Here is a 508-nt window from a genome sequence, read left to right on the forward strand (position 1 = left end):
AGGACTCAATTCCATTGACACCTCCTAAAATTGTGCTGAATCATTATTTCGTTTTTGCCAAGTAAGATGTTGCGTTTGATCAATAACTCGACTTTTCCACTTGATTTAGGCGTTTTTTTATCCGCTTTATGCCAAATTAAGTTCTGTTTTGACATGTGAGACCAGTTATCCACTTCTATATGAAAATTATTCTCCACAGCGTTTTGTCAGTTTGATTGCTTCTTGATAGGATGCTGAATCAGCCAAGAAATACCTCCCCAAAGCGCGTTGCGCTCTAGAGAGTAAAAACAGAATAAAAAAGGGAAACATTATGACAATTACCATGTTCGGCATTCCAAACTGCGACACCATCAAAAAAGCAAAGAAATGGTTGGAAGCTGAAAACATTGCGTTTGATTTTCACGACTACCGCAAACAAGGTATTGATGCTCAAATGGTGACTGAATTTTGTCAGGCGCTAGGCTGGGAACAAGTTCTCAACAAACGTGGCACCACGTTCCGCCAACTG

Annotated in this window: 1 protein-coding gene; it reads left to right on the forward strand. The window is 40.0% G+C overall.

Features of this window, described 5'->3' with window-relative positions:
* Positions 1-310: 310 nt before the first annotated feature.
* The coding region (locus tag R7Q48_RS31435) for an ArsC/Spx/MgsR family protein (RefSeq protein ID WP_411979328.1) at positions 311-508 on the forward strand (198 nt) is incomplete at its 3' end.

It is taken from the genome of Vibrio sp. 378, from assembly GCF_033339435.1.